The following is an 886-nucleotide window of genomic DNA, read 5'->3' on the forward strand; positions in this document are numbered from 1 at the left end:
AGAAAAGAGTCTGACTAGATTGAACTGTCTTAAGCTTAAGCATTTTTCTCATCATTTACAAGTTAGTTTTACTCGTTTAAACAATATTTGTCGTTCTTGGTATAAGCTGTATGCTCCGAACTCCCTTAAGCATCGCAGAAATACAGATCAGATCAAGCTATCTGATAGTTCCATCTTAGCTATGCTTATCTGGCAAGCGGAATTAGGGATTGAATCACAAAGAAGATTTTGCAGGTTCTTTGTAGGGTTATCCCATTCCCGATTTAATCGCCGAGCTCGTCAACTTTTGCCTTTAATCTATCTGATTCGTCATACTTTGAACCGAGAAGTGGATCTTTCAGGTAAAATTCTGATTATTGATAGTTTCCCAGTTCCGGTCTGCCAACCTGTTCGTAATTATCGCGTCAAAATCTTTCATGATATTGCCGATATTGGTTATAAGGCGACTAAAAAAGTCTACTATTATGGGTTCAAGGTTCACGCAATAGTGAGCGATGATGGCTATCTGCTTGATTACGCAGTCACTAAAGCATCGGTGCATGATGCTAAAGAAACAGTAGAATTGATGAATAATACCCATCCTACTAATCATTATCTTTTAGGCGATGAAGGTTATTTAGGTAAGGATTTAGCCGCTAAACTAAAACACATGGGCTATGTGCTTTGGACACCGTATCGTAAAAATATGCAAGGTGCTAAAAAACATAACAATCATCAACTAATGGCGGTCAGACGGACAATTGAGAGTGATTTTGCTTTGCTTAGTTATTACAATGCCGAAAATAATCGCGCTAGAAGTCTAGCAGGTTTTCAAGAACGCCTAGAGGTTGCAGTGTTAGCTTATAATATGGCATATTGTCTAGAACGATTTAACTAGCACCACGCG

General features: G+C 38.5%; 1 protein-coding gene. It reads left to right on the forward strand.

Translation table 11 applies throughout. The annotated features are described in order from the left end of the window. Positions 1 to 19: 19 nt before the first annotated feature. Complete coding sequence (locus HMPREF0493_RS07955; protein ID WP_040457491.1) at positions 20 to 877, forward strand: IS982-like element ISLhe1 family transposase; 858 nt, start codon at positions 20 to 22, stop codon at positions 875 to 877. Positions 878 to 886: the final 9 nt, after the last annotated feature.

The sequence above is a fragment of the Lactobacillus amylolyticus DSM 11664 genome (assembly GCF_000178475.1).
Lineage (GTDB): Bacteria > Bacillota > Bacilli > Lactobacillales > Lactobacillaceae > Lactobacillus > Lactobacillus amylolyticus.